This window comes from Brachybacterium sp. GCM10030268 (genome assembly GCF_042666305.1).
Taxonomy (GTDB): Bacteria; Actinomycetota; Actinomycetes; order Actinomycetales; family Dermabacteraceae; genus Brachybacterium.
Genome location: NZ_JBHTCW010000001.1, coordinates 498,004 through 520,253 on the forward strand (window position 1 = coordinate 498,004; position 22,250 = coordinate 520,253).

General features: G+C 71.2%; 22 protein-coding genes. 11 read left to right on the forward strand and 11 right to left on the reverse strand.

Annotation, left to right across the window (positions count from 1 at the left end):
* Positions 1 to 42: 42 nt before the first annotated feature.
* From ACFQRD_RS02285 to glp (ACFQRD_RS02300), 4 genes are read right to left on the reverse strand one after another with little or no spacing between them, the layout of a single operon-like run.
* Positions 43 to 606 (reverse strand): molybdenum cofactor biosynthesis protein MoaE, encoded by a 564-nt coding sequence (locus ACFQRD_RS02285; protein WP_377793361.1) that lies wholly within the window; start codon positions 604 to 606, stop codon positions 43 to 45.
* The gene (locus ACFQRD_RS02290) at positions 603 to 1,151 is read right to left on the reverse strand and encodes a molybdenum cofactor biosynthesis protein B (RefSeq protein ID WP_377793363.1); all 549 of its coding nucleotides are present in this window, start codon (positions 1,149 to 1,151) and stop codon (positions 603 to 605) included. The genes ACFQRD_RS02285 and ACFQRD_RS02290 overlap by 4 nt, the downstream gene beginning before the upstream one ends.
* Positions 1,148 to 1,660, reverse strand: a complete 513-nt coding sequence (gene moaC / locus ACFQRD_RS02295; RefSeq protein ID WP_377793364.1) for a cyclic pyranopterin monophosphate synthase MoaC — start codon at positions 1,658 to 1,660, stop codon at positions 1,148 to 1,150. Before moaC ends, ACFQRD_RS02290 begins: the two co-directional genes overlap by 4 nt.
* On the reverse strand, positions 1,657 to 2,997 hold the full coding sequence (gene glp, locus ACFQRD_RS02300) for a gephyrin-like molybdotransferase Glp (RefSeq protein WP_377803425.1): 1,341 nt from the start codon (positions 2,995 to 2,997) through the stop codon (positions 1,657 to 1,659). Before glp (ACFQRD_RS02300) ends, moaC begins: the two co-directional genes overlap by 4 nt.
* 203 nt (positions 2,998 to 3,200) lie before the next feature.
* On the opposite strand from glp (ACFQRD_RS02300), the gene moaA reads away from it, so the two are divergent.
* Together moaA and ACFQRD_RS02310 are read left to right on the forward strand one after the other, a co-directional pair.
* Positions 3,201 to 4,301, forward strand: coding sequence for a GTP 3',8-cyclase MoaA (gene moaA / locus ACFQRD_RS02305; protein WP_377803426.1), 1,101 nt, complete (start codon positions 3,201 to 3,203; stop codon positions 4,299 to 4,301).
* 16 nt (positions 4,302 to 4,317) lie between these two features.
* The gene (locus tag ACFQRD_RS02310) at positions 4,318 to 4,626 is read left to right on the forward strand and encodes a MoaD/ThiS family protein (RefSeq protein WP_377793367.1); all 309 of its coding nucleotides are present in this window, start codon (positions 4,318 to 4,320) and stop codon (positions 4,624 to 4,626) included.
* Positions 4,627 to 4,703: 77 nt separating this feature from the next.
* Here the strand turns inward: ACFQRD_RS02310 and ACFQRD_RS02315 are convergent, their stop codons facing one another.
* The 5 genes from ACFQRD_RS02315 to ACFQRD_RS02335 all read right to left on the reverse strand — a co-directional run bounded on the left by ACFQRD_RS02315 (position 4,704) and on the right by ACFQRD_RS02335 (position 11,932).
* On the reverse strand, positions 4,704 to 5,990 hold the full coding sequence (locus tag ACFQRD_RS02315) for a ThiF family adenylyltransferase (RefSeq protein ID WP_377803427.1): 1,287 nt from the start codon (positions 5,988 to 5,990) through the stop codon (positions 4,704 to 4,706).
* Between the two features lie 152 nt (positions 5,991 to 6,142).
* Entirely contained in the window at positions 6,143 to 7,876 is a 1,734-nt protein-coding gene (locus ACFQRD_RS02320) for an ABC transporter family substrate-binding protein (RefSeq protein ID WP_377803428.1), read from the reverse strand.
* Between the two features lie 270 nt (positions 7,877 to 8,146).
* On the reverse strand, positions 8,147 to 9,916 hold the full coding sequence (locus tag ACFQRD_RS02325) for an ABC transporter ATP-binding protein (protein WP_377803429.1): 1,770 nt from the start codon (positions 9,914 to 9,916) through the stop codon (positions 8,147 to 8,149).
* Between the two features lie 11 nt (positions 9,917 to 9,927).
* Positions 9,928 to 10,935, reverse strand: a complete 1,008-nt coding sequence (locus tag ACFQRD_RS02330) for an ABC transporter permease (RefSeq protein WP_377803430.1) — start codon at positions 10,933 to 10,935, stop codon at positions 9,928 to 9,930.
* A 4-nt stretch (positions 10,936 to 10,939) separates the two neighbouring features.
* Complete coding sequence (locus ACFQRD_RS02335) at positions 10,940 to 11,932, reverse strand: ABC transporter permease (protein WP_377803431.1); 993 nt, start codon at positions 11,930 to 11,932, stop codon at positions 10,940 to 10,942.
* Between the two features lie 300 nt (positions 11,933 to 12,232).
* On the opposite strand from ACFQRD_RS02335, the gene ACFQRD_RS02340 reads away from it, so the two are divergent.
* Complete coding sequence (locus tag ACFQRD_RS02340; protein ID WP_377803432.1) at positions 12,233 to 12,550, forward strand: hypothetical protein; 318 nt, start codon at positions 12,233 to 12,235, stop codon at positions 12,548 to 12,550.
* On the opposite strand, the gene glp (ACFQRD_RS02345) is transcribed toward ACFQRD_RS02340, so the two are convergent.
* Positions 12,530 to 13,846 (reverse strand): gephyrin-like molybdotransferase Glp, encoded by a 1,317-nt coding sequence (gene glp / locus ACFQRD_RS02345; RefSeq protein WP_377803433.1) that lies wholly within the window; start codon positions 13,844 to 13,846, stop codon positions 12,530 to 12,532. The two genes, ACFQRD_RS02340 and glp (ACFQRD_RS02345), sit on opposite strands and share 21 nt — an antisense overlap.
* A 228-nt stretch (positions 13,847 to 14,074) precedes the next feature.
* Between glp (ACFQRD_RS02345) and ACFQRD_RS02350 the strand changes: the two genes are divergently transcribed.
* The 8 genes from ACFQRD_RS02350 (at position 14,075) to msrA (ending at position 21,329) form a co-directional block, all read left to right on the forward strand.
* Positions 14,075 to 15,061 (forward strand): NADP-dependent oxidoreductase, encoded by a 987-nt coding sequence (locus ACFQRD_RS02350; protein WP_377803434.1) that lies wholly within the window; start codon positions 14,075 to 14,077, stop codon positions 15,059 to 15,061.
* Between the two features lie 91 nt (positions 15,062 to 15,152).
* Complete coding sequence (locus ACFQRD_RS02355; RefSeq protein ID WP_377803435.1) at positions 15,153 to 16,433, forward strand: SAM-dependent methyltransferase; 1,281 nt, start codon at positions 15,153 to 15,155, stop codon at positions 16,431 to 16,433.
* Positions 16,430 to 17,122 carry a DUF4129 domain-containing protein gene (locus ACFQRD_RS02360; protein ID WP_377803436.1) on the forward strand — a complete coding sequence of 231 codons (693 nt, stop codon included), beginning with the start codon at positions 16,430 to 16,432 and terminating at the stop codon, positions 17,120 to 17,122. The genes ACFQRD_RS02355 and ACFQRD_RS02360 overlap by 4 nt, the downstream gene beginning before the upstream one ends.
* A complete protein-coding gene (locus tag ACFQRD_RS02365) occupies positions 17,119 to 17,634 on the forward strand; it encodes a hypothetical protein (protein WP_377803437.1) in 516 nt (171 codons plus the stop codon). The genes ACFQRD_RS02360 and ACFQRD_RS02365 overlap by 4 nt, the downstream gene beginning before the upstream one ends.
* Positions 17,631 to 18,620 (forward strand): AAA family ATPase, encoded by a 990-nt coding sequence (locus ACFQRD_RS02370; RefSeq protein WP_377803438.1) that lies wholly within the window; start codon positions 17,631 to 17,633, stop codon positions 18,618 to 18,620. The genes ACFQRD_RS02365 and ACFQRD_RS02370 overlap by 4 nt, the downstream gene beginning before the upstream one ends.
* A complete protein-coding gene (locus ACFQRD_RS02375; RefSeq protein WP_377803439.1) occupies positions 18,617 to 20,005 on the forward strand; it encodes a DUF58 domain-containing protein in 1,389 nt (462 codons plus the stop codon). The genes ACFQRD_RS02370 and ACFQRD_RS02375 overlap by 4 nt, the downstream gene beginning before the upstream one ends.
* Positions 20,005 to 20,553: a hypothetical protein gene (locus ACFQRD_RS02380; RefSeq protein ID WP_377016241.1), complete on the forward strand. Its 549-nt coding sequence runs from the start codon at positions 20,005 to 20,007 to the stop codon at positions 20,551 to 20,553. Before ACFQRD_RS02375 ends, ACFQRD_RS02380 begins: the two co-directional genes overlap by 1 nt.
* A gap of 80 nt (positions 20,554 to 20,633) precedes the next feature.
* Entirely contained in the window at positions 20,634 to 21,329 is a 696-nt protein-coding gene (gene msrA, locus ACFQRD_RS02385; RefSeq protein ID WP_377803440.1) for a peptide-methionine (S)-S-oxide reductase MsrA, read from the forward strand.
* 24 nt (positions 21,330 to 21,353) lie between these two features.
* Here msrA and ACFQRD_RS02390 read toward each other — a convergent pair whose 3' ends face one another.
* Positions 21,354 to 22,181 carry a hypothetical protein gene (locus ACFQRD_RS02390; RefSeq protein WP_377803441.1) on the reverse strand — a complete coding sequence of 276 codons (828 nt, stop codon included), beginning with the start codon at positions 22,179 to 22,181 and terminating at the stop codon, positions 21,354 to 21,356.
* Positions 22,182 to 22,250: the final 69 nt, after the last annotated feature.

Consider the following 22,250-nt stretch of genomic DNA (forward strand, 5'->3'; position numbering starts at 1 on the left):
CTCCTGGCGATGGCGAGTGGTCGTGAACGGCACGGCGACGGGTCAGCCGAGGGCTCCGACCCATTCGGTGCCGCCGTCCTCGAAGATCTGATGCTTCCAGATCGGCACGCGCTGCTTGACGGTGTCGACCAGGTCGTCGCAGGCGACGAAGGCCTGTTTGCGGTGCGGGGCGGAGACCGCGCAGGTCAGTGCCGAGTCGCCGATGCCCAACGGGCCGTGGCGGTGGGCGACGGCGATCATGGCGTCCGGGTAGCGCTCGGCGATCTCCCGGGCGACCTCGGCGATCACCTCGCCGGCGCTCGGATGTGCGGTGTATTCGAGGCGTTGGACTCCGCGACCTCCATCGTGATCGCGCACCACCCCGTCGAAGGTGACGACGGCGCCGCAGCGAGGATCACTGACGGCGTCGGCCATCTGGGCCACGGAGATCGCGCTCTCCCGTATCTCGGCCAGGCGCACCCGCTGGCCGGGCTCGCCCATCGGCGGTCCTCCGGGGACGCGCAGCCGGTGCGGATCTGCGGCGGGCTCCCCCGCGAACGGGGCCGCGCCACGGGTCGGGTCCGGCACCTGGTTCCCGGTCGCGCTGAGGCGATCACCGCCGCTCATGCGTGGTCTCCACCGTCGCGCTGTTCGAGCAGGTGGTCGAGGATCGGATCGAGCACGGCGATCCCGTCACGCACTCCCCCGCGCGACCCGGGCAGGTTCACCACGAAGCTGCGTCCCGCCATGCCGGCGACGCCCCGGCTGAGCAGCGCGGTCGGGGACTTCTCGGCACCGAGGCGGCGGACGGCCTCGAGCACGCCGGGCATCTCGCGCTGCAGCAGCGGGGCGGTCTGCTCGGGGGTGACATCGGTGGGACTGATGCCGGTGCCGCCGGAGGTGACGATGATGTCGATGCCGGCCTCGATCGCTGCGGAGAGGGCGGTGCCGACGTCCGGCCCGTCGGGCACGACGTGCCGCTCGACCTGGTCCAGTCCGCGGTCCTCGAGCCACTGGACGAGCAGGGGTCCGGTGCGATCCTCGTAGGTGCCGTCGGCCGCGCGGGTCGAGGCGATGATGATCCGGGCGGTGCCGCTCAGGGCCGGGGCGTCCTCGGGGTCGGTGCGTGCGGAGCAGTCGGCGTCGCTGCGCTGGGCGGGCATCTGCTTCATGGGGTCTCCTCCTCCGTCGCCCTGTCGCCGTCGCGCTCGCTCTCGCGGCTCCAGTCGCCGCTCTTGCCTCCGGACTTCGCGAGCACGGCGACGTCCTCGATGCGGGCTAGGTGATCGACGGCCTTGATCATGTCGTAGATCGTCAGGGCGGCCACGGTGGCTGCCGTCAGCGCCTCCATCTCCACGCCGGTGACGCCCTTGGTGCGCACACGCGCGGTGATCTCGACGCGGTCCTCTCGGGGCGCGAGGTCCAGCTCGACGCCGGACAGCGGCAGCGGGTGGCACAGCGGGATCAGGTCGCTGGTGCGTTTGGCGCCCATGATCCCTGCGATGCGGGCGGTGGCCAGGGCCTCCCCCTTGGGCAGGTCCCCGGCGGCGATCCGCTCGACGACGTCGGGCCGGGTGCGCAGCACGGCGCGGGCGCTGGCCTCGCGTGCGGTGATGTTCTTGGCGGTCACGTCGACCATGTGGGCGGAGCCGTCGGCCCGCACGTGCGAGAGGTCGTTCATCTCTCTCCTCCGGGAATCAGCAGGGTCTCGAGGATGTCCCCGTCGCGCACCACCTCGGTGCCGACGGGGATGATCGCGAGGGCGTCGGCCGCGGCGAGCCCGCCGATCAGGTGCGAGGAGGCTCCGGCGACCAGGCGCACGCGCCCCGAGGGCAGCACGCGGGCCCGACGGTACTGCGCGAGCTGCGGCGGGGAGGACTCCTCTCCCTCCAGCTGGACGGGCAGGTGCAGTCGTCGCCGAGGCGGGGCGCCGAGTGCGGGACGGGCGATGAGTTCACAGCTCAGCAGCGCGGAGACGGGGTTGCCGGGGAAGGCGAGCCAGGGCACGCGGCGGTCGGGCAGGTGGAGGGTGCCGATGCCCTGCGGTCCGCCCGGCTGCATCGCGACCGAGGGGAACGCCATGGTGACGCCGTCGCCGGCGGCCGCGTGGCGGACCACCTCGAAGGCTCCGGCGCTGACGCCACCGCTGGTGACGATGAGGTCGGCGTCGTGCTCGGCGACCTGGGCCCGCAGGCGGGTGACCAGTGCTGTCGCGTCATCGGGCACGGCGCCGCGGTGGACCACCTCGGCGCCGGCAGCGGTCAGGGCGGCCGCCAGTCCGGGGCCGTTGGCGTCGTACACGGCCCCGTCCGGGAGACCGGCCCCCTCGCGCTCTGCCCCGTCGGCCGCGACCTCGCTGCCGGTGGACAGCACGATCACCCGCAGCGGCGCCTCGACCTCGACGTCGGAGAGGCCGCAGGCGGCGAGGTGGGCGATCCGGGCCGGCGTGAGCACCTGGCCGCTGCGCAGGATGGTGTCGCCGTGATGGGTGTCCGAGCCCCGGGCCCGCACGAAGCGCCCCGCGGCGGTGGACTGCGGCGTCAGAGTGACCGTATCGGGCGCGGCACCGGTGTCGGCGCCGGTGCCGGCACCGATGGCCGGATGGAAGCTGCCCGCCCCGCTCTCCTCGACGGGAACCACATGGTCGGCTCCCTCTGGGATCGCGGCACCGGTCATGATGGGCCGGGCCGTGCCGGAGGCGAGGCGTCCCGGGCCGTCGCCCGCGGCGATCGTCCCACCCAGCGGCAGCGTCACCGGGACCCCGGCCGCTGAGGGAAGATCCGCACTGGCGACGGCATATCCGTCCATCTGGGAGTTGTCGTGACCGGGGACGTCGACCAGCGCCCGCTGCTGGCCGGCAGCCACCCGCCCCACGGCCTGCCCGTCGAGCGCGACCACCTCTCCCCGGCGCGAGGCGGCGAGCAGGGCGACGGCGTCTGCCACGTGCTCGGCCAGCGGGATGCGCTGGGCACCGGTCATCGTGGTGGCCTCCTTCGCGTACGGACGTCGGGCCGTCATCTCACGTGCCCTCCCGGAGGTCCCAGTATGGCCCCGCACCACCGTGGCGCCTCGGCCGTGATCACTCGCCGGGTGCCCTCATCGCCGCCCCGGATGCCCCCGGCCGGCCCACGAGGCCTATCCTGATCGGACACCCTGCAGACCGGACACTGCGCAGACCGGACACCGTGCAGACCGGGCCACCGCGAAGGGAGGGCCGCGCCATGAGTTCCCGCCGCATCGGACTGGGGATCCCCAAGCCGCGCACGACCGACGACGCCGCGCCCGAGCTGCCCGACACCTCGGACCGCCCGACGACGCCGGCCCTTGCCGACCGGTTCGGACGCGCCGCCACCGACCTGCGGATGTCGCTGACGGACTTCTGCAACCTCCGCTGCACCTACTGCATGCCCGCCTCCGGGCTCACCTTCCTGAACAAGGACCAGATGCTCTCTCCCGAGGAGGTCGTGCGCCTGGTGCGGATCGGGGTGGAGCGCCTGGGCATCGAGCAGGTGCGCTTCACCGGCGGCGAGCCGCTGACCCGGCCCGACCTCGAGGAGATCATCGCCGGCGTCGCGGCGCTGACCCCTCGTCCCGATATCTCGCTGACCACCAACGCGATCGGGCTCGACCATCGGGCATCGCGACTGCGCGAGGCGGGGCTGGACCGCATCAACGTCTCCCTGGATTCCGTCGTCTCCGAGACCTTCGAGCGGCTCAGCCGGCGCCCCCTCCTCCACCGCGTGCTGGCCGGGATCGACGGCGCGCAGCAGGCCGGCCTGGACCCGATCAAGATCAACGCCGTGCTGCTGCCCGGGGTCAATGACCACGAGCTGCCGGAGCTGCTGGACTGGTGTCTGAGCCGCGATCTGCAGTTGCGGGTGATCGAGCAGATGCCGCTGGATGCGGACCACATCTGGGACCGCACCTCCATGATCACCGCCGCCGACGTCCACGCGATGCTGCGCCCCTCCTACGAGCTCACGCCGGTGGCCGAGGACCGCAACGGCGCTCCGGCCGAGCTGTTCGAGGTCACCGATCGTCTCACCGGGCGCCACCGCGGCCGGGTCGGCATCATCGCCTCGGTCACCGAACCGTTCTGCGCGGACTGCCGACGCACCCGCCTGACCGCCGAGGGCCGGGTGCGCACCTGCCTGTTCTCCCGGGAGGAGACGGACCTGCGCGGCACCCTGCGCTCCGAGGCCGACGACGAAGCGATCGCCGAGATCTGGCGGGCCGCCCAGTGGGGCAAGAAGGCAGGCCACGGCATGGACAGAGCGGACTTCGTCCAGCCCGAACGACCCATGAGCGCCATCGGCGGATGACCCACCAGGAGACGACGTGAGCACGCCCGACCTCTCTGATGCTGGCGCCGGCGCGAGCGGTGCCGGCAACCGCACCGCACTCCCCACCATCACCGTGCGCCTGTTCGCCGGCGCCGCCGCCGAGTACGGGGCCGACACCGCGAGCGCGCACGGCTCGAGCGTGCAGGACGCGATCGATGACCTGCTGAGCACCGCCACCCCGCAGGCGGCACGGGTGATCGGGCGCTCGAGCTTCCTCGTCAACGCCGTGGCCTGCACGGATCGCAGCCGACCGCTCACCGACGGGGATCGCCTCGACGTGCTGCCGCCCTTCGCGGGCGGCTGATCCGCGCGAACGGGCGTCGCGCTGCTGGCGGGGATCAGTCAGGGCGAGGGCCGCTCAGCGGCGCGCGGTCAGCGCCGTCAGGACGAGGCGTCGCTGCGGTGCTGATCCGGGCGATCGGCCTCGCTGCTCTGCACGGGCACGAGCTCGATCCCGCTGCTCTGGGCGGCCGCGAAGCCTCCGCGCAGGGAGCGCACCCGGATCCCCCGCTCCGAGAGGACCCGCTGGGTGCTGGCCGACCGGGTCCCCGCCGCGCAGTAGAGCACCGCGCCGTCGAGTCCCTGCGGTGCGAGCTCCGGATCATCCGCCTCCGCCGGATCCAGCAGTCTGCCCATCGGCACGTGCTCGGCGCCGCGGACCATCCCGTCGGCCAGCTCCGAGCTCTCGCGGATGTCGAGCACCCGCGTCCCGGCCGCCAGCAGTGCCGGCAGCTCGTCGGGCTCGACCTCGTCGGTCCCCGGCGCCGTCGGCCCGGGCAGTCCGCAGGTCACGGCGATGTCGTCGATCCGGGCGACGGGCGGGCGCTGCGGATCACGGGCGATCGGCAGCTCGTCCCAGCGGGCGCTCAGCGCGTCGTAGAGCGCGAGGCGGCCGTAGAGCACATCACCCATACCGGCGATGACCTTGATGGCCTCCATCGCCATGGTCGATCCGATCACGCCGCACAGCATCCCCAGCACGCCGGCCTCGGCGCAGCTGGGCACCTCCCCCGGGCGCGGCGGCACGGGGTGGACGTCGCGGTAGGTGACGCCGCGGCCGCCAGCGCCCCAGAACACGCTGACCTGCCCGGCGAAGGCGAGGATCGAACCCCACACCAGCGGCACGTCGAGCAGCTCGCAGGCGTCGGAGACCAGGTACCGGGTGGGGAAGTTGTCGGTCCCGTCGAGCACCAGGTCGTGGCCGTTCAGCTGCTCCAGCGCGGTGGTGGGCGTGACCGCCTCGACCACGGACGTGACCGAGACGCCGGGATTCTGCGCCCGCAGGTGCTCGCCCGCCGCCACGGCCTTGGAACGGCCGACGTCCGCGGCGGTGAACAGCACTTGCCGGTGCAGATTGGTGGCGTCGACGACATCAGGGTCGAACACCGTGAGGGAGCCGACGCCCGCGGCGGCGAGATAGGAGAGCACAGGGGCACCGAGGCCGCCGGCGCCGATGACCGCGACCCGGGAGGCGGCCAGCCTGCGCTGCCCGAGCTCGCCCAGCTGGGGCAGGCGCATCTGGCGGGTGTAGCGCTCGCCTGGTGCGTCTGCGCCCGGCGGGCGCAGTCGCTGCGCTGGCAGAGCGCGCTCCGCGATGTCCGGCCGGCCCGCAGACCCCCGGCGTTCCGGCGGACCGCCGACGTGGGACTCGTGACGCTCGGTGACCATGGACGCAGTCTCTCTCAGAACGCTCTCCGGTGGATCAGCGGGCCCAAGACGGCCGCCCGGAGCGTGGCCCCGGCGCAGACGCGAGAGCCCCGGTCCGTGGGGACCGGGGCTCTCCTGGAAGATGGTGCGGCTGCGCCAGCGCGGGGACGCGGTCAGGAACTGAGCTTGTCCGATCCCGCGACGTAGCCGATCTTGGTCCAGTCGGGGCTCTGGAAACCCCTGGCTCCATAGTTCGCAAGATCGTCATGCTGAACGAAGAAGTCGTAGGACTGCCACAGCGGGATGGTGCCTGCGAGCTCCCACAGGTGCGCATCGATCTGGTTGATCAGGTCCAGGCGCGTCGCCGGATCGGTTTCGGCGGCGGCCTGGTCGACGAGGTCATCGGTCTCCGGGTCGCCGATCTTCCCGAAGTTCTGCTCCCCGTCCGATTTCCAGATCGCGTCCCCGGAGGACAGGAACGGATTTCCGGCCCAGCCGAACAGGGTCAGGTCGAAATCGCCCGGGATGACGTACTTGGCGAACAGGTCCGTCGGCGGAACCTTCTGCACCTTCATCGTGATGCCGATCGCGGCGAGCTGCTCCTGCACGACCGGCACGACCGCCTCATTGGTCTTCGAGCCGTCGTTGTAGACGTAGGTGATCTCGATCGGCTCGCCGTCCTTCGTGGCGAGATCGTTCTCGAAGGTGTAGCCCGCATCCTCCAGAAGCTTCTTGGCCGCGTCGGGGTCATAGGTCCCGAGATCGCCGGCGTTGTCCTGGTACCCCTCCTGATTCGTCATCAGCAGGTGGTTGTTCAGAGGCTCGGTGTTCTCCGGGTACGGCATCGTCGCGTTGACGGCGAGGAACACCTCTTCGCGATCGATCGCGCGGTGGACCGCCTGGCGCACGGCCTGGTCAGCAAGGGGACGACCCTCCGCACCGTTGAGAGTGATGTGGGTCCAGTTCGGTCCGGCGGCCTTCCGCAGCGTGGCGCCGCTGCCGATCATCGGCTCGACCACCGAGTACGTCGCCGGCACGTCGGTCTCGATGACGTCGAGCTGGCCGTTCTGGAAACTGGTGGCGGTCGCTGCCGGATCCTCGATCGTCGTGAACAGGACCTGGTCGAGAAGCGCCTTGTCGCCCCACCAGTTCTCGTCCGGCTCCAGCAGCACGGTCTTGTTCGCGGCGTCGATCTTCCCGATCTTGTACGGCCCGGCGGTCACCTTGGGCTCTTCCAGCCAGCCAGTGTTAAAGGCATCCGCGGACTCGGCCAGCGCATCCGGCATGATCGCCGCGAGCCCGATCCAGTCGGCGTACTTCTCGGCGAAGGTGACGACGGCGGTCAGGTCATTCTCGCCCTGCTCGATCTTCTCGACCTTGTCGTAGCCCTCCGACGAGGCGATGCCGTAGGCCGGCTTCGATCCGTCCATGACCGTGAAGACATTCTCGATCGACGTGTAGTCGATCGGGGTGCCATCCGACCACGTCATACCTTCGTTGAGCTCGATCTCCATGACCTGCGGATCCTCGGAGGTCAGTTCGATGCGCTTCACGAAACGCTCATCGGGCACGACGTCACCTGCCGCCGTGTAGAGGTACAGGCCGTCCGTCCCCATGGCCGGAGCGATCGCGCGCACCATATCGGTCGTATTGACCTCGTTGCCATCGGTGTGGAACGGATTCCAGTTCGCCGGGAAGGCGTTGTTCGCCAGGCGCAGCACGCCTCCCTCGCCGAGTTCGTCCCGCTCCATCGCATTGATGTCGTTCTGGTCGGCAGCGATCTGGTCCCCACCGCCGTCGGACGCTCCGTCGCCACTGTTCCCGGGATCCTGGCTGCATGCCGCCAGGGCTGTCATCGAGACGGTCAGAGCCGTCGCCCCCAGCATGGAACGCCGCGTCAAACGCATGTGCTTCTCCTTCACTCGCGGATCCGCTCGTCGGGCCCGCTCCACGTATGTGACCTGCACGCGATATGGGATTGCGACCTCCTTGGTCACTTCCCCGCCTGCGGTGGGTTCACCCTATGTCCGATGCGATCTACGACACGGCCGATCGTTGACGCTGTTACTCATTCGCAACACACGGTATCCGGGCATGCTCCACACGCATTTCTGCGCAGGCAGGAAAAGGGGACGGCACCCTCTGGTGCCGTCTGCTCCGGTTTCCTTCTGTGCTGGTCAGGGGGCCGTACCGACCCCCGAGGAGACTCCTTTGTCGCCACCGAAGATGGAATGATCTATCACGTCCCGACGCCGAGCGCGCGCGATCTCCGGGTCCGGAATCGGAACCGCCGCGAGAAGTTCTCGACTGTACTCGTGCTGGGGATCGGTAAAGACGTCCTCGGTGTCCCCGAGTTCAACGATCTTCCCTTTCTGCATGACCGCGACGCGATCGGAGATGTGGCGTACAACGGAGAGATCGTGGGAGACGAACAAGAAGCTCACCCCGAGGCGCGCTTTGAGATCGGCGAGCATGGCGAGCACGCCGGCCTGCACCGTGACATCGAGGGCGGACGTGGGCTCATCGAGCACGATCAGTTTCGGATCGCAGGCCAGGGCTCGTGCCACGCCGACCCGCTGGCGCTGGCCCCCGGAGAACTCCGTGGGGAATCGCGCCGCGTGCTCGGGAAGCAGGCCGACCATCTTCAGCAGCCAGTCCACCCGCTCGTCCATGCGCTGTTTGCTGTATCCCTGGACCCGCATCGGCTCCTTGAGGATGTCGCTGATCGGCATGCGCGGGTCCAGTGCTGCCATCGGGTCCTGAAAGACGATCGTGACCTCGGAACGCAGCGCAGCGCGCTCCTTGCGGGTCAGGGCGCCGGTCTCCTTGCCCCCGATGCGTATGACGCCCTGCTGCGGAGTTCTCAGTTGCATGATCTCCATGAGGGTGGTCGTCTTGCCGCACCCTGACTCACCCACCAGGGCGAGGCACTCGCCCTCACGGATATCGAAGGAGATGCCGTCGACGGCGCGCTGTTCGCCCACCTTCCGGCGGACCAGTGCCCCCTTGGTGATCGGGTAGATCCGCTGCAGCTCCTCGACCTCGAGCACGGCCGGTCGCGCCTCGCGCGGCCCGCGGTCCTCGGAGCTCGCGGCGCGCTCGGCGACCTGGCGCAGCGCTGACCCCGCGACGCTCTTGGTGCCTTCGGACTCGGCCAGATCGGCCCGGGGCACCGCCGCGAGCAGGCTGCGCGTGTACTCCTCCTGCGGCCGGTAGAAGATGTCGTCGACCGGGCCGGTCTCGACCATTTTCGATTCCTTCATGACCAGGACCCGATCGGCGAATCCAGCGACCACGCCCATGTCATGGGTGATCAGCACGGTCGCGGCGCCGAGGAGCTCCTGGGCAGACTTGAGCAGGTCCAGCACCTGTGCCTGGATGGTGACGTCCAGAGCCGTGGTCGGTTCATCGGCGATGATCAGTTCGGGCTCGTTGGCGATCGCCATGGCGATCATCGCCCGCTGTCTCATCCCTCCGGAGAACTCGTGCGGGTACTGCTGTGCGCGCCGTTCCGGCTCCGGAATGCCCACGGCGTGGAGAAGCTCGACCGCACGTCGATCCGCCTGCGCCTTCGAGCGTTCGGGGTGATGGATGCGTACGACCTCGGCGATCTGGCGTCCGACCTGATACACCGGGGTCAGGGCCGACAGCGGGTCCTGGAACACCATGGAGATCGTGTTGCCCCGCAGCGCGGAGAGCTCACGATCGTCCATGGTGAATACCTTGCGGCCCAGCAGGTCGATCTCACCGCTCACGCTCGCCGTGCGCGGCAGCAGGCCCATCACCGCCAGCGAGCTCACGGACTTGCCGGAACCGGACTCGCCGACGATGGCGAGCGCCTCGCCCGGACGGACCTCATAGCTGAGCTCCTGGACGGCGCGCACCGTCCCGTACTCGGAGGGGAAGGAGACGCTGAGGTCTTGCACGGACAGGATGGGTTCGGTCATTCGGCTTCCCCTCAGAGTCGGCTGGAGCCGCTGGTCGGGTCGAGGGCGTCGCGGAGAGCTTCACCCATGAGGTTGATGGAGATGACGAGCACCGCGAGGATCGCCGCCGGCGGCATCCAGGTGTAGGGCGCGGAGATGTTGTAGTCCTGCAGCACCGTGCCCAGCGAGACCTGCGGGTACTGGATGCCGAAGCCGATGAACGACAGCCCGGTCTCCCCGAGGATCGCGGCGCTCACGCCGAGCGTGGTGTCGATGATGATCCAGCTGGCGATGTTGGGAATGATGTGCCGTGTCATCGTGATGATCGGGTTGACGCCCATGAAGCGCGACGCCTGGACATACTCGGTGCGCACCAGCTGCTGGGTCATCGCGCGCAGGACGCGGGCGGTGAGCATCCAGGCGAAGCCGGCCAGGAGCGGGATCATCCACAACCAGGTCGCCTGCTGGAGCACGGGGCTGAACAGCATGAGCAGCAGCAGGGAGGGGATCACCAGGAACAGGTTGATCAGGTTGACGAGCCCGCCGTCGGCGAGTGCGCCCCATGTGGACTTGCTGCTGACGTAGCCGGCGACGACGCCGACGACGAGCGCGAGCAGGGAGGTCAGCAGGGCGGTGCCGATTCCGATCACGAGCGAGAGGCGCAGGCCCTGGAGGGTGCGCGCGAAGATGTCCAGGCCGTTCTCGTTGACGCCGAACCAGTGGTAGGCGCTCGGACCCGTCAGGGCGTTGCGGAGGTCGCGCTCGAACGGCCCGTACTGATAGAGCATCGGGCCGAAGATCGCGAGCAGCACCAGCAGCGCGAACGAGATCATCCCGATCCAGGCACTGGGACTGCGCAGGAAGCGGCGGCGCAGGAGCACCCCGCGGCTCATCGACTCGAACGGGTCCGCGGTCGGCTGGTCCGCGGGCGCAGCGGCGTCCTGCGATCCCGACTCGAGGACCAGGTTGGCGTCGGGCTCGGTGCTTTCTCGAAGCTGCGCGGCGTCGTCGCTCGAGCGGATGTCGTGGGAGTTCGTCATGGTCTCACCGGATCCTCGGGTCGAGCGCGCCCTGCAGGATGTCAGCGAGCGTCGCGGAGAGCAGCGTCAGGATGGCCGTGTAGAGCACGACCCCGGCCGTGCCGTTGACGTCGGCCATCCCGATGGAGGAGATCGCGAAGCGGCCGATGCCCTGCCAGTTGAACATCAGCTCGACGAACAGGGACCCCGAGAACGCGGCCCCCACGGCGAAGGCGAAGTACTGCCCCATCGGGATCAGCGCCATGCGCAGCCCGTGCCGGGTCATCGCACGCCCGCGGGTGAGCCCCTTTGCCCGGGCGGTGCGGAGGTAGTCGCTGCCGAGGACGTCCAACGTGGTGACCTTCATGTATCGCGAGTACGAGGCGGCAGCGGTCACGGCCAGGACGATCGTCGGCATCACCAGTGCTTTGACCTGGTAGCGGATCGACTCCCAGGACCCGGGCTCGAGCAGCGGGTTGACCGGGTTGATCGCCGGCAGGCCCCAGCCGGTGCTGTCCATGATCGCCTGGTTGGCCTGTTGCACGATCAGGATGATCACGGGGGTGGGCAGGGACAGGACGAAGAAGGCCAGCAGAGTGGAGGCGCGGTCGTCGAGGGAGTCGCGACGGACCGCGGCAATCATGCCGAGCACGACGCCGACGACGGTCCCGATGATGGTGCCGAGCAGCACGAGCCGGAGGCTGATCGGGATCCTGTTGGCCAGTTCGTCGACCACCGGAACCATGGCCTTGTTGGTCCCGGTGGTCACGCCGAGATCACCACGGACCAATCCCCCGAGCCAGGTGGCGTAGCGCTCGAACAGAGGGGTGTCGGGATTGACGTTGCGCGCGTTGAGATAGAGCTGAGCACTCTCGTACGGGACCGGTTCGGTCGCCGCCGGCGGGTACAGCACTTCCTCCGGATGCATGAGGGAGGCGGCCAGCAGGTAGGCGAAGCTGGTGGCGACGAAAGCGAGGATCGCGTACGTGAGCACCCGGATCGAGACGAACCTAATCACGCTGTCTCCTGGGCAAGCTGTCCGGCATATCCTCTGTCTTCCTCTCCGTACCTGCAGGGTCGCGTCCTGCAGTACTTCGTGACCGGGAGTCCGCGTCGAGGCGGGCCCGCTACGACCCGGGATCATCACGGGACGCCGACCACATCTGTGTGGCTCGGTGAGGGTTCCCCACCCTGGGCCTGTCGATGTGCTCCGGGTCTCACCCGGTTCGCACCCCGGACACGATAGCGCCCCGGGACCCGGCAAAAGTGCCTCAACCGGGCCGCCAGGCACCAATTGACAGCCGGTTATGCTCGAATCGTGACCTTCCTGCACCTCCTCACCCTGGCACTGGGCGTCCTCGCCGCCGTCGCCGGGGCCGACCTCCTCGGCAGGAAGAGCATCGGCCCGTGGCCTATCGGGCTGCTCGCCCTCGCCCTCGTCCCGGTGGCCGGATGGCTCTACAGCGCATGGCTGGCCGCCCTGACACTCGGACTGGCGCTCGGCTCCGGCGTGGTCATGATCGCCTCCTGGACACGGACCTTCGTCGATCGCCGTCGATCGCGCCGCGAGATGTCCCGGCAACAGGCTGACGCGCGCGACCGCCAGCTCGAGGTGTCAAGCGAACGCGGCCGGTGAGCCGGCCGCGAGGCGCATGACACGAACGTGGTCGCCCTCCGGCAGCTCCGCTCCGGCGGCGAGCTCCAGCAGCACCAGAGCGTCGGCACGCGCGAAGGGCAGCAGTCGACGCCCCGGTAAGAGTTCGACCCAGGCCTCACCGTCCTTCTGGCTCAGGCGTCCCGGCAACGCATGCAACGTCCTGGCTGTCGGCTCGGCCCGCGCCACGCGGTTCGACCCCTTCCCTGACGTGCGTGGCCGTGCTCCCTCCGCTGCGGCGGCGAGACGGGCTCGGGCGATGCCGGCCTCCCCGGCCAGCAGAGGCCGCGCGAACAGGTGGAATCCGACGAGGGCTCCGACCGGGGTGCCGGGCAGGTGGATCACAGGCACGCCTCCAGGACCGGTGCCGAACCCCTGCGGTCCGCCGGGGCGCAGGGCGAGGTGGGCGAAGTGTGAGGTGCCTCGACCACCCGGTCCCAGCGTCGCCTTGACCACGTCATAGGCGCCGTAGCCGATGCCACCTGTCGTGATCACCAGGTCCGAATCCTCCGCGGCCCGCTCCAGCGCGCGCTGGAACTGCGCTCGAGCGTCACCGCTGCGGAGTGTGCGCGCTGTGTGGCCGAGCTCAGCGACCGCGGCGGCGAGCATCAGACCGTTGGAGTCGCGGATCCCACCGGGTTCCGGCACGCCGTGCCGGCCGTCGACGACCTCGTCACCGGTGACCAGCACGCCCACCCGCAACCGCGGCTGCACCGTCAGGGTCGCGAGGCCCAGAGTCGCGGCGAGACCGACGAGACCGGGGCCGACGACGTCGCCGGCTTCGGCCAGCACGCAATCGCGGGCGACCTCCTCGCCCGGTCCGCGCACATGGCGACCCGGGCGCATTTCGTCCGGCGGAGCAATGCGAACGGTGGTCGGAGCCTGGCCGGCGGGTTCCGCGTCGGTCCGTTCGATCTCGACGACGGAATCGGCTCCCGCCGGGATGGGCGCGCCGGTCATGATCCGGGCGGCGGTACCGGTCGGCACGTGGGGCTCCGCCGCCCCCGGCCGCGTCGCGGTGGCCGGCAGATCGGCGATCACGGGCAGCTGGACGGCCTCTCCGTCGGCCAGATCGCTCGCGTGCACGGCGAAACCGTCCATCGCCGATTCGGCGACCGCCGGGAGATCCTCCGGCGCCCGGACCGGTTCCGCGAGTCGGCGCCCGCTGGATTCGGCAAGCGGGATCGGCTCACCGGTGCGCACCGGCCGCAGGCGCCCGGCCGCTGCTTCGATCAGCGAGGCGCGCCACCGCCACGGGTCGATGCGGTCAGCGGACATGGTTCTCCTCGGGGTGCTCCGTCTCGTGCTCGGGGTCCCCCGCTCGGGTGGGACGTGACCGGGCCGGGACACGCAGTCAGGCCGAGATCGGATCGGGGCCGGCATCGCGGCCTGCTGGCAGTGCTCGCCCGCGATCATCCCACGGTCCCCGGCTTCGGGGCCCCGAGGCCGTCCACAGCCCGGCGCCGCATCCTGCCACCGGCCCGCCCGTGGGTGCATGATGGATCCATGCGCGAGATCCGATTCGACCGCTTCGGCGGCCCCGAGGTCCTGACCCTGCACACGGACGCCCCGAGCCCCCAGCCCGGGCCCGACGAGGTGCTCGTGCGCGTGGCCTACGTGGGGCTGAACCCGCTGGACTACAAGCTGCGCGACGGCTCCTCCGGCAAGGCGAAGGAGCTGGAGCTGCCGGCGGGCACCGGTCGCGAGATGGCCGGCACGGTGATGCTCGCGGGTTCGGGCCTCGATGATGCCGAACTCGGGTCCCGGGGCCTCTCCCCCGGCACCCGCGTGTTCGGGATGCGTGCACCCGGCGACCTCCGGGGAGTGGCCGCCGAGGTCATCGCGATCGGCGCCGACGAGCTCGCCCCCATCCCGGACGAGGTCCCCGACGAGGACCTGCCCCGCTGGGCCGGCCTCGCTCTGGCCGGCCTGACGGCCATCGCCTCCGTCCACGACACCGCGCAGATCCAGCCGGGCCAGACGGTGCTCGTCCACGGTGGCAGCGGCGGCGTCGGCCAGCTGCTGATACCGATGGTGCTGGAGGCCGGCGCCGAGCGGGTCTGGGCCACCGGACGGGCGGCGAACGCCGAGCGGATCCGCGAGCTGGGCGCGACGCCCATCGCCTACGACGCCGAGGACTGGGAGGCCCAGATCCGTCAGGAGACCGGCGGCCGCGGGGTCGACGTCGTCCTCGATACGCACTACCACTCGACGTTCGAGCCCAGCCTGGACCACCTGGCCGAGGGCGGGCTCGCGGTCGCTCTGCCCACCCTGGCCGACCTCACCCCCGCGCACGAGAAGGGTGTGGAAGCACGGGTGCCGCAGATCAAGACCGGCCGCGACCGGCTGGACCGCCTGGTCCAGGGCATCCGCGCCGGCAACTATCCGCTCGAGGTCTCCCAGGTGCTGCCGCTGAGTGAGATCGCCGAGGCCCATCGCCTCCTCGAGGACGGCCACACCCGCGGCAAGCTCGTGCTCGACACGTCGGCCTGAGGCTGTTCCGCGGGGTGCCCGGCAGGGCGAGGGATCCTCGACCGCCGGCCCGGTGACCCGGGACACATGCCCACCAGGTAGCCTGGTCGGCATGGTTCCGCCCTCCCCCGACGACGCTGACGCCGCGGTCCAGGCGCTCGAGCCTGTCCTCCAGCCCGCCGGATGGGCACTGCTGAACTCTCTGCCGCCGTACCGGGAGCAGGATGCCCTCCGCCAGGGCGCACGCCTTCGCGAGGCCGGGTACTCCGCGGAGCTCGTCTCGGCCGTGATGACCCAGGCGCGGCTGCGCGCCAAGGCGGTCGACAAGTTCGGGGAGTTCGCCTCCTCGATGCTGTTCACCCCGCACGGCCTCGAACAGGCCACCCGACTGCCGGTCGCGGCCATGCACGCCGAGCGCTTCCAGCGCGCCGGGATCTCCTCCGTCGCCGATCTCGGCTGCGGCATCGGAGGCGACGCGATGGTCCTCGCCGGTCTCGGCCTCGAGGTCCGCGCCGTGGACCGCGACCCGCTCGCGGTCGCCGTGGCCACCATGAACCTGCGCCCCTTTCCCACCGCCACCGTGAACCTCGGCCGCGCCGAGGGCCACGACCCGACCGACACCGAGGCCATCTGGCTGGACCCGGGCCGCCGTGCCCCGGCCCGCGGAGGCACCCGCCGTCTGCACGATCCCGAGGAGTACGAGCCGCCGCTGTCGACGGTGATCGACCTCGCCCGCCGGCTCGGTCGCGGCGACGAGTTCGGACCCCTGGGGGCGAAGCTCGGCCCCGGCATCGATCGCGACGACCTGCCAGCCGAGACCGAGGTGCAGTGGCTCTCCTTCCACGGCCAGGTCCTCGAGGCCACCGCCTGGTTCGGTCCGCTGGCGCGCCCCGGCGTCACCTCGTCGGCCGTGCTGATCGACCGGGACGGGGCGCACCGGCTCGATCACGGACCCGACGCCACCGCGGACCCGGGCTCCGGCCCGCTCGGCGATCATCTCTACGAGCCCGACGGCGCCGTCATCCGTGCCGGGCTCATCGGGCGTCTCGCGGCCGACCTGGACGCCCACACCGTGGATCCGACCATCGCCTACCTCACCGGTGACCGCCGGATCGACACCCCCTTCGCCCGCGGCTACTCGGTGCGGGACGTGATGCCGTTCGGCCTCAAACGCCTCATCTCCTACCTGCGCGAGCACCATCTCGGCGTCCTGGAGATCAAGAAGCGCGGCACTGCCGTGGAGCCCGACGAGCTGCGCCGCAAGCTGCGCCCCCGCCGCTTCGGCAACGAATCCGCGACCCTGATCCTCACCCGCATCGCCGGTGAGCAGGCTATCGTGATCGCCTCTCCGCACGGCTCGCCGTCCCCGCCGTCACCGGATCCGCTGCCGTGAGCCGACGGGTCGTGGCGCTCCTGCTGCTGGTCGCCGCGCTGGGCGGGGTGGGTCTGGCGACCCTCGGGGCTGCCGCGGACCGCGGCTCCGGCCCCACGTTCGTCGGTCGCACCCAGCCGGAGTTCGAGCCGCCTCTGCGCGAGAGGGAGCCCTCGCAGCCCGACCTGCCCAGCCTGAGCGAGCCGGCCGCGCCGCCGCAGTCCGACGGGAGCCCCACCGGGATCGCGATCGCCCTCTGGGTGCTCGGCGCTCTCGTGGCCGCGCTGGCGGTGTGGCTGCTGCTGCGGATGCGGAAGCTGGCGCGTCCCACCCCGGCCGTCGCCGCCGACGCCGACGAGGACGAGCTGACCGCCGCGCAGGCGCAGGCGGCATTCGAGGATGCGCGAGCCCAGCTGTCCACGGTCGTCGACGCCCACGATGCCGTGATCGCCGCCTGGCTCGCGCTGGAACGGGCGATCGCCGAGGCGGGCGTGCGCCGCAGTCCCTCCCAGACCACGCTCGAGTTCGTCGTCGCAGTGCTGGGCACGCTGGAGCTGGACCGCTCATCCCTGGACCGCCTCTCCCAGCTGTACCGGCGGGCATTGTTCGACCCCACACCGCTGGTCGAGAGCGACCGCGACGAGGCCCTGACCCTCCTGGACCGCCTCACCGCCGATCTCGACGCGCCGACCGAGAGGCGATCGCCATGATCGCCGCGATCCGTCCGCTGCTGCCGCTGCTCTGGCGGGTCGCCGTCGCCCTCCTGGGGACGTTCGCGGCCCTCGGGCTCTGCGCCCTGGCCGGGCTCCTCATCCCCGTGCCGATCCCGATCGCCCTGGGCCTGGCCGCCGGCGTCCTGTGGTGGCTCTTCCACGTCGGGATCGCCCGCGCGGAGCCGCTGTACACCCCCGAGCTGGATCTCGAGACCGGCTACATCCTCCCCGACGCCCAGGACATGCGAGTGCGCCGCCTCGAGGACCTCATCCACGGCGCCCAGCCGAATCGCCGCATGACCTCCCGCGGCCTGGCCCGCGTGCTCGGGGACATCGCCGACGAGCGCGTCCGCGACCCGGATGCCCCGCCGCTGAGCTCCGGCCTGCGCCGGCTGATCGCCGACGCCCGCCACCCCGACCCGCAGAGCCACCCCGTCGGCCCCATCGACCGGCGCGCCCTGCACCGCTATCTCCGAGAGCTCGCCGACGGCGAGGAGAGGGACCGATGACCGACCCCACCCCCATGAACGCCTCCGAGGCCACGGCCGCCGCCCAGGCCGTGCTTGACGCCGTCGCCACCGCGGTGGTCGGCAAGCGCGAATCCCTCGAACTGGTGCTGACCGGCATCCTCGCCGGTGGCCACGTGCTGCTCGAGGACCTGCCCGGCCTCGGCAAGACCCTCGCGGCACGCTCCTTCGCCCAGGCACTGGGGCTGCCCTTCACCCGCGCCCAGTTCACCCCCGACCTGCTGCCGGCCGACCTCACCGGCGCGGAGGTGTTCGACCAGCGCACCGGAGAGTTCGTGTTCCGCCCCGGACCGGTGTTCACCGGCCTGCTGCTGGCCGACGAGATCAACCGCACGCCCCCGAAGACGCAGTCGGCGCTGCTGGAGGCGATGCAGGAGCGCCAGGTCTCCGTCGAGGGCACCACCCGCCCCCTGCCACAGCCCTTCCACGTGCTGGCCACCGCCAACCCGATCGAGCACGAGGGCACCTATCCGCTGCCGGAGGCGCAGCTGGACCGGTTTCTGCTGCGGCTGTCCTTCGGATATCCGACCGCTGAGCAGGAATGGGACGTCGTCTCCCGCCGGTTGGACCGGCGGCGGGAGGAGCAGACGGTCGCCGAGGTGCTCGACGGCGCCGGGCTGCTGGGCGTGCAGGCAGCGGTCGAGAACGTCCACGTCGAGGACTCGGTGGGCCACTACGCGGTCGAGCTGGTCGCCGCCACCCGCACCCATCAGCATGCCCTGGTCGGGGCCTCGCCCCGCGGCACGCTCGCCCTGATCACCTGCGCCCGCGCACTCGCGGTGATCCGCGGGCGGACCTTCGTGGTGCCCGAGGACATCAAGGCCCTCGCCCATCCCGCGCTGGATCACCGCGTGACGGTCAAGCCCGAGCTGTGGCTGCAGAACGCGACCGGTGCCGGCGTGGTCGAGGCCGTGCTCGGCCAGGTGCCGGTCCCCGCGGCCGTCGACCCCGTCGGCAGGCCGACGTGAGCGCCGGGACCGGCACGGGGCGCAGGGGTGTCCGGCGAGATCAGCCGGCGGAGAACCACGAACCCCGGCTCCCGCTGGTCCGCACCCGGCCGACGGCCGCCCTGGTGCGGGCCGCCGTGGTCGGCTGCACCGCGGTGGGCCTGGCGGTGCTGATCGGCCGGCCGCTGCTGATCCTCGCCGGGCTGCCGCTGCTGGCGTGGGCGCTGGTGGCCCTCGCGCGGCGCATCGCCCGGGGCGAGGAGCACGGAGTCGCAGCCCCCGAGGCGTCGGCGAACCGTCGCTCGCTCGAGGAGGGCGGAACCGCCGCGGTGTCGATGACGACCGCTCCCGGCGTGCTCACCGCGGCGACCGTCCCGATGCAGCCCCACGTCGTGTACGGACCACGGCACGGCTCCGTGGCCGGCGACGGATCCCTGCGCCTGCGGGTCAGCGCGCAGCGCTGGGGACGCGTCCGCGTGGGCCCGATACACGTGCTGGCCACCGATGCGTTCGGCGCCTTCCGCGCCCAGCAGCAGCTGCCGCCGCTGGAGGTGCAGGTGGTGCCGTCCTCGACGGTGCTCGACGCGCCGACGGAGGTCGCCACGCCCATCGGGATCAGCGGCATGCACCTCTCCCGCCGGCGCGGCGATGGCACCGCCCTCGCCGAGGTGCGGGCGTTCCGGCCCGGGGACCGTCTGCACCGGATCAACTGGCGCGTCACCAGCCGCACCGGGCAGCTGCATACCAATGCCACGTTCACCGAGCAGGACACCGACGTCCTCATCGTCACCGACACCATCGCCGACATCCCGCCCGCCCCATGGGCCGGCGAGGAGGCGCCCACCAGCCTGGACATGACCGTGCGCGCCACCTCGGCGATCGCGCGCCACTACCTCACCACCGGTGACCGCGTCGCCGTGTTCGACATCGGCCATCTCATCGGGCCGGTCCGTGCCGGGACGGGGCCGCGCCAGCTGCGCGTGCTGACCGACGCCCTCTCGCGCGCCGGACGGGCCGACGGCCGCACCCGTCCCTCGCGCCGCCTGCACACAGTGCGCCCCGGAACGCTCACGGTCGTCTGCTCGCCGCTGCTGAGCCCCGATGCCGTGACGCAGATCGGCACGCTCGTCGCGCACGGGGCCGACGTGATCGTCGTGGACACCCTCCCGCCCAGCATCGGGGACGTCTCGGTGCTGCGGGGCAAGCCGATGCGCACGGACGGCAGGATCTCCGATCGCTTCTGGCCCGAGGCGTGGGCCCTGCGGCGGATGCTGCGACAGAAGACGGTGCGCGAGCTGCGCGAGGCCGGGGTTCCGGTGACGGCCTGGGAGGGCCCCTCCTCGCTCGCGCCGGTGCTGCTGTCGTTGTCCGCCGCGCGCTCGGCGCCACGGATGAGGAGGTCATGATGCGCCTGGGCAGAATGCTGGATCCGGTGGCCACCCTGCTGCTGGGGCTGTGGACCGTCAGCGGCAGCCAGTGGGCCCTCCGGGCGACCGGGCTGATCGCCATGGCGATCGCTGTGGTCCTCACGCTCCCGGGAGGGCTGTTCGTGCATATCGGCACGGTGCTGGTCACGCTGGGCGTCGGCCTGTCGGTGCTGGTCCAGGTGGTCAATCCGGACAGTGACATCGGCCTGCTGGCGCCCCTGGTCATCATCCTCGCCCTCGTGGGCCAGGACGAGCTGACGCTGGTGCGCGCCGCCGGCGTGGGGGTCGCTCTGCTGGTGTCGCACTCGGCGTTCGCGCTGGCTGCCACGCTGCCCGCGCATGGCGTGTTCGAGCGCTCGGCCTGGTCTCTCGGCGGGCGCGGATTCGCGGCGGTCCTCGCTGTCAGCGTCGTGGGCGGAGTCGTGGTGCTGGCGCTCTCCGGGCTCCAGTTCGGTCCGTGGATGCTGGTCGCCGGCGTCCTGGCCGTGCTCGCCCTGCTGGCGACGGTGCTGCCCCGCACACGGTGATCCTTCCGCGCCCGGCCCTCCCCGTGAGAAGCGTCCCTGGCCTCTCCCGCGCGCGGCCGCGCAGGGCTACCGTGAACGGCATGTGGCAGATGATGGATCTCCTGTATGCGCACAAGAAGGACATGGTCGCGCCGGAGGATGCTCTCCCGGGTCGCGATGCGTATCCGTACCGGCTCGAGCGCGAGCATCTCGTGCTGGGCACCGACATGCTCGGCCCCGATGCCCCCGCGGACCCGCGCCCGTGGCCGGCGGGCAGCGAGGAGATCATCCTGGCCGGCGGCTGCTTCTGGGGCATCGAGCGCATCGCGTGGCAGATCCCGGGCGTGCACACCACCTCGGCGGGGTACGCCGGCGGCTACACGCCCCACCCCACCTACGAGGAGGTCTTCTCGGCTCGCACCGGTCACGCCGAGGCGGTCCGCGTCATCTACACCGGGGGCGACGAGACCCTGCGCGCCCTGCTGACGGAGTTCTGGCAGCAGCACGACCCGACCACGGCGAACCGCCAGGGCAACGACGTCGGCACCGAGTACCGCAGCGCCGTGTACTGGACGTCCGAGGCCCAGGGCGAGCTCGTGCGCGACTCCGCGGAGCGCTACCAGGAGGCGCTCCACGGCGCCGGCCGCGGGAGCATCACCACTGAGCTGAAGCCGCTGGCGGAGGCCGGGGACGGCACGTACTACACGGCCGAGCCGGAGCATCAGCAGTTCCTCGCGAAGAATCCCGGTGCCTATTGCAATCACGGGTTCAACGGCGTCGCCTGCTCACTGGCGTGACCGGCGTGGCAGTCGCCGGCGAGGTCAGTCCGGCCGGTCGGATTCGACGCGCAGCGTGAGCTCGTCGGGGCTGGGCAGGACGAATCCGGGCGAGGCGAGGTGCTCGAGCGCCTGCTGAACGCGCCGCTCCCCGTCCGGCACGGTGACACTGAGCAGGCTCAGCATGCCGTCGCTGATCTGCAGCCGCACCAGGAAGCGGATGCCGGCACGCGTGAACTCCCCGGTCACCGGCCAGGTCTGATTCCGGGGCACGGCGAGCCGCTCGGGCTGCTCGACCACGATCTGCATGTCGCTGCTGAGATAGCCCGGGTCGACACTCCGAGCGGTGGCGAGCTGGTCGCGCAGCGTCCGGGCACCGGGAAGCATCGGCCCGTCGTCGGGGGTCTCCAGCAGCGCCGCCGCGAGTGCCCTGGCCTCGCCGGGAAGATCGGCCAGTTCCGGCTCGTCGAAGATCTCGTCGATCGAGCCCCAGCGATGGCTCTGGCCCTCCACGCTCGACATCCCGTACAGCGCCACCGTGGCGACCGCACCGAGCGCCGCCAGCAGCGGACGGGCCCGACGGACTCCCGCGCCCCGCATCCCCTCGATGATCGCCGCATCGACCCGTTCGAACGCGCCCATCATCCCCAAGGTGACGCCACCAGTGACGATGCCGTCCCGGACCGGGTCCAACAGGGGCTGGTCCCGGCGGGCGGCATCGGCCACGATCATGCCGGTCGTCGCCGCGTACCCGAGGCGATAGGCCGCGTGGGTCCACGGCCCCAGGCGGCGATGCTCGATGAGGCCGAGAGCCCCGACGGCCCCGGCCGCAGCGGAGATGCGGAGCAGTCGGCCCCCGGAGAGCGTGGTCATGACCGAATACTAGAGTCTCCGTCCGAGCGAATCCTGCGCTCGAGCTCCGCTCCGGGCGCGCGGGCGGCG